The organism is Haemophilus sp. HMSC61B11, assembly GCF_001838615.1.
Taxonomy (GTDB): Bacteria; Pseudomonadota; Gammaproteobacteria; order Enterobacterales; family Pasteurellaceae; genus Haemophilus_D; species Haemophilus_D parainfluenzae_AD.
On record NZ_KV837993.1, the window covers coordinates 1 to 7,494 of the forward strand.

At 39.7% G+C, this 7,494-nt stretch carries 6 protein-coding genes, 1 tRNA gene and 1 pseudogene; 2 read left to right on the forward strand and 6 right to left on the reverse strand.

The window, feature by feature from the left end; translation table 11 throughout:
* Positions 1-88: 88 nt before the first annotated feature.
* The 3 genes and pseudogenes from hemG to HMPREF3263_RS07120 form a co-directional block, all read right to left on the reverse strand.
* Positions 89-594, reverse strand: a pseudogene (hemG, locus tag HMPREF3263_RS07110) (menaquinone-dependent protoporphyrinogen IX dehydrogenase).
* Positions 594-2,057, reverse strand: a complete 1,464-nt coding sequence (locus HMPREF3263_RS07115; protein WP_032803937.1) for a TrkH family potassium uptake protein — start codon at positions 2,055-2,057, stop codon at positions 594-596. Before HMPREF3263_RS07115 ends, hemG begins: the two are co-directional and overlap by 1 nt.
* A gap of 10 nt (positions 2,058-2,067) precedes the next feature.
* Complete coding sequence (locus HMPREF3263_RS07120; RefSeq protein ID WP_005697463.1) at positions 2,068-2,679, reverse strand: YigZ family protein; 612 nt, start codon at positions 2,677-2,679, stop codon at positions 2,068-2,070.
* A 116-nt stretch (positions 2,680-2,795) separates the two neighbouring features.
* On the opposite strand from HMPREF3263_RS07120, the gene tusA reads away from it, so the two are divergent.
* Positions 2,796-3,035, forward strand: a complete 240-nt coding sequence (gene tusA / locus HMPREF3263_RS07125; protein ID WP_005697464.1) for a sulfurtransferase TusA — start codon at positions 2,796-2,798, stop codon at positions 3,033-3,035.
* Positions 3,036-3,063: 28 nt separating this feature from the next.
* On the opposite strand, the gene HMPREF3263_RS07130 is transcribed toward tusA, so the two are convergent.
* From HMPREF3263_RS07130 to selA, 3 genes are read right to left on the reverse strand one after another with little or no spacing between them, the layout of a single operon-like run.
* Positions 3,064-3,966: an RsiV family protein gene (locus HMPREF3263_RS07130; RefSeq protein WP_005697459.1), complete on the reverse strand. Its 903-nt coding sequence runs from the start codon at positions 3,964-3,966 to the stop codon at positions 3,064-3,066.
* A 7-nt stretch (positions 3,967-3,973) separates the two neighbouring features.
* On the reverse strand, positions 3,974-5,833 hold the full coding sequence (selB, locus tag HMPREF3263_RS07135) for a selenocysteine-specific translation elongation factor (RefSeq protein ID WP_005697466.1): 1,860 nt from the start codon (positions 5,831-5,833) through the stop codon (positions 3,974-3,976).
* The gene (selA, locus tag HMPREF3263_RS07140) at positions 5,830-7,212 is read right to left on the reverse strand and encodes an L-seryl-tRNA(Sec) selenium transferase (protein WP_070853136.1); all 1,383 of its coding nucleotides are present in this window, start codon (positions 7,210-7,212) and stop codon (positions 5,830-5,832) included. Before selA ends, selB begins: the two co-directional genes overlap by 4 nt.
* Before the next feature lie 72 nt (positions 7,213-7,284).
* On the opposite strand from selA, the gene HMPREF3263_RS07145 reads away from it, so the two are divergent.
* A tRNA-Sec gene (locus tag HMPREF3263_RS07145) sits at positions 7,285-7,379 on the forward strand.
* Positions 7,380-7,494 lie beyond the last annotated feature (115 nt).

The window sequence follows — 7,494 nt, forward strand, 5'->3', positions numbered from 1 at the left end:
TCTTTTTGTAAAAAAATGTAAATTTTTTCTTAGTTGAAGATCTTTTAATCAAATAGTCTAAAAAACACTATTTTTATGGTGTTTTATTCTACGAATTAAGGCTTTCTGCAAATGCCTTTACTTTTCCCCAATCGGTATATTCAATTTCTTTGGTCGTATCCGTTTCACCACCTGTAATTTTCATAATCAATTGGATCATGACACGATCAATCCATTTATAGCGTGGATATAGTAATGCCCCTGCAAACACGCCGACTTTTGTAGGTGTCCAGTTTATGCGTTGAAGGAACTTACGTACATAGGCATTTCCCTCTGGTGTATCTTTTCCTTCTTTTCTCGCTGTCAAATTTACGCCAAAAAAGACCGCACTTTTTGCATTCAGCAATTCATGATGGCGTTCCACAAAATGGTATAACTGTTTATTAAAATGACCATAGCGAATGGATGCTCCAATAATCACCCGATCAAAAAATTGAAGCTCCAATTCCTCCGTTAACGGTGAAACTACTATCTCTCCTTCAAGATACTGAGCCATAAATTCAGCAATTTTTTTGTTTGCCCATCACAGCTTGAATATAAAATTAATGTTTTCATTATTCCTTCCAAAATGCCGGTGTGAAAAGCGCCAATAGTGTGAAGATTTCTAAACGACCACATACCATCGCAATAGTTAATACCCATTTAGCACTATCTGGCATCGCTGTCATATTGCTGCTTACTGAACCTAATCCTGGTCCAAGGTTATTAATACTTGCCAATACTGCATTAAATGCATCAAAAGGTTCGACACCACATGCAATCACACTTAATAAACAAATAGTGAATACCAATAAGTACGCCGAGAAAAAGGCCCAAATGCTCCCAATCACACGTTCATCAAGGACATTTTTACCCCATTTAATTGGATATACTAAATTTGGGTGAACAAATCGTTTTAGCTCTCTTGCACCTTGAAGATATAGCACTAAAATCCGCGCAACACGCAAACCACCACCAACTGAGCCTGCACAGCCCCCAATAAAAGAAGCAATAATTAATAACATTGGCACAAAAGAAGGCCACTCAGCGAAATTCGATGTGGTGTATCCAGTTGTCGTTGAAATCGATACGGCTTGGAATACGACTTGCTCAAAATCTTGCCATGAGGAATCAAAATATTGATGGCTTATCATCATCAATGTACAAACCACGATAAGCAAAATTTGAATACTCATAAAGAAGCGGAATTCTGGATCTTTTGTATAAATCTTCAGAATATTTTCTCGTCCTAAAGTCGAAAATGCTCTGAAGTGCAACGCGAAGTTACAAGCCGAAATCCACAAGAAAATGACCGTGATAAAATTAATCGCCGAACTATTAAAATAGCCGATACTGGCATCATGCGTAGAAAAGCCGCCAATGGATACGGTCGAGAAACTATGTGTAATTGCATCAAATGGTGTCATACCCGCTAGCCAGTAAGCCAAAGCACAAGACACGGTTAGAAAGAAATAAACAAACCACAACGCCTTTGCTGTTTCCGCTATCCGTGGCTGAATTTTCTGATCTTTCATTGGGCCAGACATTTCAGCACGGTATAACTGCATTCCACCAATACCCAATAAAGGAATAATCGCAATCGCAAGTACGATGATCCCCATGCCGCCTAACCATTGTAAAAATTGACGGTAAAACAGAATGGCTTTCGGTAAATTATCTAATCCTGTCATGACTGTGGCACCCGTGGTTGTTAGCCCAGAAAATGCCTCAAATACCGCGGAAGCCACCGTTAAATGGGGGGAATCAAATAATAGCAATGGCAAGGTTGCTAGCCCACCTAGAACGAACCAAAATGCCACCACAATTAAGAAACCATCACGAGACCGCAATTCTTGTTTGTGGTGATGACAAGGCCACCAAAGCAACATGCCCACGGTTAAGCTCAATGCAAAAGCTTGCATAAATGCTTTACCGCCGCCATCGCCATAAATAAGTGCCACAAAGGCTGGAATCAGCATCGTGCCAGAAAAGCACATGATCAAAATGCCGATAATCCGAATAATGGATAAAATATGCACAATATCTCTCTTAATTCATTTTTTCTAATTTCAACGTTCCTGCCGAGCGCTCAATTAATGCTTGTTCAAAAGGTTTAATTTGATCTTCACTAATGCCTAACTGCAATGTAATCTGCACTTGAAAATCTTGCTGATAAATTTCAATTTGATGTTGTTCACATAAAATTTGGATCCAATTTAATTGTGCATAATCACAATGAACTTGGAATAACTGACGTTCTACTTTTCGTTCAGTTTCTAATAATTTTAAAGCTTGCTGAACACCATTTCCATAAGCACGAACTAAACCGCCAGTGCCTAATAAAATACCACCATAATAACGAACAACTACGGCACTAATTTCACCAACTTGACTACCTAGCAAAGCAGATAGCATCGGTTTCCCTGCTGTGCCTGCTGGCTCACCATCATCGGAAAAGCCTAATTGTTGAGAATCCGTTGGTTTGCCGGCCACGGCTGCCCAACAATGATGGCGAGCATTAGGGTGCTGCGCTTTAATTTCTGCCCAAAAAGCTTTGGCTTGTTCAAGTCCTTCCGTATGTTGCAAATACGTGATAAATCGACTTTTCTTAATTTCTTCTTCAAAAACGACCGCACTTTTTGGGATAAGGTATTCAGCCATGGAATCATTGTTTAAGTAAATTTGTTGCGTAGTTTATCATTGATAGCGGATTTATCGAAATTTCCCCATAATTATTGTATGATGTAGCTCAATTTCAATAAAACTAATGAATAACAATGACTGAAATTACTGTTGATAAAACCCTTGATACCGTTGGTTTACGTTGTCCTGAACCTGTAATGCTTGTGAGAAAAAATATTCGCCACATGAATGAAGGTGAAGTTCTACTTATTTTGGCGGATGATCCTGCTACGACTCGCGATATTCCAAGCTTCTGCCAATTTATGGAACATACCCTTTTAGCGAGTGAAACCCAAGACACCCCTTTTAAATACTGGGTGAAAAAAGGCCAATAAAAATGCGGCCAATTTTGACCGCACTTTGTTATTCTGCCGTATTACTCGAAACGGGATAATACTGTTTCTGAAGAAATTCAGGCTTCAATAACGCAGAGGCACTCCACCACTCAATCACTAGTTCCTGTGGCCCTTCTGCATAAGACGCAATTTCATACACGTTATACACAAAGTGAATCCCATCATGATCTAAATAGAAATTGTCGGGCACTTCAAAAGCGTCTTTTGATGTAAATGCTTCCTCATCTTTTACCTCACCATATCGAGTGTAACGTTCCCAAAGCAGCTCTTTTAATTTATCTTGCTGATTTGGTTTAAAAACATCATCAAATGAAAGTAGTTTTTTCGTTTCTAAATCAACATTAAGATAATGATAACCGCCAACGCCATGAGCGCCACCACCATAGCTGTAATAGTTTATTAAAAATACAGCAAGCTTACCTCTTTGGTGATTAAATGCTAAATCTAAGGTTTCATCAACCCCAATTATTGGAGACTCCAACATTTCTTTTTTAGCTTCATCATATGCTTTTTGGTAATCTGCAACTAGCTGCTCACGGCTTCTTGGTTTACCATCAGCATTTTTTGAAATTTGTTCTAAAAGCAGTTTATCTAGCCACTCAATATTCGTTTTGAGTGTAGAAACATTGTAATGAAGCTTGCCTTCAGTAGGAGCATATTCATCTTCTTTGGCCGATTTAGGATATTTAATGGTTTCCTCTTTATCAAAAATCACATCATCTTGAGCAATAATTGCTGGAATAACCTTCTCTGCCTTCTCTTTTTCAGCTTTTAATTGCGTATTTTCTACCGTCAGTTGCGCAATTGCCCATGTCTGTTGCTCAATCGTTGCTTTCGCTTCTTTATCTTCGCAACCTGTTACCGTAAAAAGTGCGGTCAAAATTAAGGCTGAAATGAATGTCTTTTTCATGTATTACCTATAAATCAAATGTGTCTTTATCACGTAGAATATGATCATTGCCTTTACGGCGTAAAAAACCGGTACGATCAAAATATTCCATCAATTGCACTGTCAGTTTTCGACCAAAATTAAGCTTATCACGTAATTCATTTACGGCAACTTTACCTTCTTCGCCTGCCATTTCCTTAATTAAGCGAGCATAAGCATAAATACTTTCAGTCAGGAAAAAACGGTCTTTTACGATTGGCGTAAGATAGCCCAATTTGCCCGCTTTATACATAAAATTACGCATTACACTTTCATCTTGCGCCAAGGCTGTTGCCATATCACGTACCCAAATGGCTTGGCCATGCGCTTTCTCAAATTCTGCTAACACCGCTTGCCATAATGTTTGCTCTTCAGTTGAAAATTGGATTTTGTGTGAAGGCAAATGTAGCCAGCCACGAGTCTGCAGCAATTGACCTTCATCAAGCATTTCTTCAATAAAATGATAAATCAGGTTTTCTGGTTGGTTTAAAGTCGCAATACGATATAAACGAGCTTTACTCAAACCTAGCTGATCATTATGTTGCTCATGATAGGTAGCAAGTGCGGTCAAAATTTGCTGCGTTTTTTCACGTTGATAATCGCGATTAAAACACCAATTTTGGAAACGGATATCGCCATTCTCGGCTAATGCTTCAGCCAGCTGATTTTCGGTTAGTTGCTCACTCCACATTAAAGCTTGAGCTGAAATCGCCTCTTTTTGTAAGGTCAATCCGATGCGTTGTGTGACGGTTTGAGCCTGATTAAGTTTAGCTAAGAACGCTAGACGAGCCTCGGTGCGCTTATAACGTTTTGGTGAATGAATTTCGAGTACCTTGGCACCACCAATTAAAGATTTTGCATCACCACTACGTAAAATTAATTTATCCCCGAAAACTAAAAATAATGGTTGTTCTAAAATGACTTCAGCCAAAGTTCGGTCATTTTTCATTGCATTTTTGCTTTCAAGCAAGGTGAGTTTACCCGTCGTACGGCTTGCCGCATGATAAATATGTATAGGCTGACTGTCTTTCAAATTCACTTCAGGTGTAATTTCAATGGTAATACGATTGGTTGGCTCAAGTGGCTCTGAGGCTAACAACCAATCGCCACGCTGCATTGGAATACGATCTAAATCAACGTTTAAATTGAGAGCTAAGCGTTGACCAGCCAAGCCTTTTTCGCTCGGTGTATTCTGAGCATGAATATTTTTTACGCGAACCTTTTGTCCCGTAGAAAGGAAGAGTTCATCATCAATGGCCACCGTTCCCGCAAATGCTGTCCCTGTTACCACTGTCCCCGCCCCTTTCACGCTAAAAACACGGTCGATGGCGTAACGGAACGGTTTATCCATTTCAGCTAATTCAGGTAAATTGGCTAAATAATCGCGTAACGCATCAATACCTAAGCCTGTTTGTGCCGATGTAATAAAATAATGAGATTCAGCTAAGAATGGATAATCCGTCTGAATTTGTGTTTTTAATGCCTCGATTTGCTCATCTGTTGCTCGGTCAGCCTTGGTAATCACTACCATGATTTCAGCAAATTGAAGCTGACGTAAAATCGCTAAGTGTTCTTTAGTTTGTGCAGCAATCCCTTCATCTGCAGCGACAATGAGCATCGCATAATGCACACCACCAAGCCCCGCCAACATATTGGCGAGAAACTTTTCATGGCCAGGCACATCAATAAACCCGAGCACTTTCTCTTTTAAAGGCAAATAGGCATACCCCAAATCAATGGTCATGCCACGTTTTTTTTCTTCCGGCAAATGAGCGGTATTCGTGCCTGTCAGTGCTTGCAAAAGAGCTGTTTTACCATGATCGACGTGTCCTGATGTTACTATGATCATAATTTTTCCACCGTATCTAATAGTGCCTTAAAGTCGGCCACGCTGCGTAAATCTAACCAAATTTTTCCTTTCTCAACACGACCGATTATTGGTTGTTCTAACGCTTTGAATACTGTTAAAAGTGCGGTTAATTTTGCCTCTGTTTTTTCTGCAATCGTCACTGCAAGAGAAGGAATCGTCGCCATCGGTTGAGAACCACTCCCAATCTGAGCAAAGCTTTCTTCAATCTCAACCTGGTAATCTTTTAAACGATTTGCTAAACAGGCTTTAAGTTGTTCAGCTTTTTCTTTTAATACATCCATTGATTGGGTGAGCAAATGTAAAGTTGGCAATGTTTCAGTAAGTTTTTCAGGTTGGAGATAAAGGCGTAATGTTGCCTCAAGCCCAGCTAAAATCACTTTATCGCAACGCAATACGCGCTTTAATGGGTGAGCTTGTAACTGAGCAATCCACTCTTTTTTACCAACAATAATGCCAGCTTGTGTTCCGCCCAATAATTTATCACCCGAGAATGACACCAAGTTTACGCCTTGTGCAACTTTTTCTTGTACCGTTGGCTCATTTGGTAAATTATATTGGCTTAGATCAATCAATGCCCCACTACCCAGATCCGTAATAACAGGAATATCAAATTCTCGCCCAAGATCAACCAACTCTTGTTCTGAAACCGAAGCAGTAAATCCACTAATATGATAGTTACTGCAATGTACTTTCATTAAGAAGGCGGTATTTTCATTAATTGCTTGACGATAATCTTTCAAATGTGTGCGGTTTGTAGTTCCGACTTCAACCAGTTTACAGCCGGCTTGAGCCATAATGTCAGGGATGCGAAATGCGCCACCGATTTCAATTAACTCACCACGAGAAATAATCACTTCTTTATCTTTTGCAAAGGTGGCTAACATCAAGAGCACGGCTGCCGCATTATTATTCACAATACATGCAGCTTCTGCACCTGTGAGTTGCGCAAGTAGTTCACTAATATAATTATCTCGATGACTGCGTTTGCCTTCTTCCAAATCATATTCCAGCGCAACGTTACCTTTCATCGCATGAAGTGCCGCTTGTTGTGCACTTTCAGCCCATAATGCTCGCCCTAAATTTGTATGTAATACCGTGCCCGTTAAGTTATGAACTGATTTAATCTGCACATGATTTTGTTGAGTTAATCGCTCTTGTAAATAATGCAATGTACTCGGATGATCGGCAAAAAAGTGCGGTAAGTTTTGGTGTTGTTTGATAAACTCGCGTCCTTCAGACAATAATTGGCGCAATTCACGTACAACGGCTGAATGACCAAATTCAGTTAAAAGCATTTCACCTTCTGGTGTTTTTAAAAATTTATCTACCGAAGGAAGTTGTTGAAAAAGTGCGGTCATTTTTAATTCCTATTTCAAAATGGCGTTGAATTACGAACTAATTTACGCTAAAGTAACCGCAATTTCAATAACGGAAGGTCGTCATCTCCGGTGAGGTGGCAGGACTTCAAATCCTGTTGGGGACGCCAGCGTTCCCGGGTGGGTTCAACTCCCATGACCTTCCGCCACTTTTTCCTCCAACAACTATTTCTCTCTTCCTAATATTCACTTTTTTAATTTAAGTTTTCATTATAATTTTGCGGAATTTTAGGCAAACAAAAAGGCGTATCTTTCGATACGCCT

Bases quoted from the DNA above. Each gene is read 5' to 3' on its own strand.
- tusA (WP_005697464.1), top strand. From the start codon at position 2,796: ATGACTGAAATTACTGTTGATAAAACCCTTGATACCGTTGGTTTACGT.
- selB (WP_005697466.1), bottom strand. From the start codon at position 5,833: ATGATCATAGTAACATCAGGACACGTCGATCATGGTAAAACAGCTCTT.
- HMPREF3263_RS07120 (WP_005697463.1), bottom strand. From the start codon at position 2,679: ATGGCTGAATACCTTATCCCAAAAAGTGCGGTCGTTTTTGAAGAAGAA.
- HMPREF3263_RS07130 (WP_005697459.1), bottom strand. From the start codon at position 3,966: ATGAAAAAGACATTCATTTCAGCCTTAATTTTGACCGCACTTTTTACG.
- selA (WP_070853136.1), bottom strand. From the start codon at position 7,212: ATGACCGCACTTTTTCAACAACTTCCTTCGGTAGATAAATTTTTAAAA.